General features: G+C 45.9%; 1 protein-coding gene. It reads left to right on the plus strand.

Annotated features, from left to right (window positions below):
* The coding region (locus PGX78_RS09355; RefSeq protein ID WP_270446691.1) for a hypothetical protein at positions 1 to 233 on the plus strand (233 nt) is incomplete at both ends.

Raw genomic sequence — 233 nt, forward strand, 5'->3', positions numbered from 1 at the left:
TCGACGGTTAAGGTTCAAGGCGAAGGTGCTAAAGCCGATACGGAATACAGCGGCAAGAACGTTAAAACCTTTATTAATCAAGACAGCGTAGGTAATACGACCATTGATGTAAAGCTCGATAAAAACCTGGAAACGGATACGATTACGGTAACGGGTAAAGACGGTAAAGACGGCAAGATCGGTATTAACGGTCATGACGGCGTAACGACGACCATTACGGTAACTCGTGACGG

Origin of the sequence: Megasphaera sp. AF13-6AC, assembly GCF_027685385.1 — a bacterium.
Classification (GTDB): domain Bacteria; phylum Bacillota; class Negativicutes; order Veillonellales; family Megasphaeraceae; genus Megasphaera; species Megasphaera micronuciformis.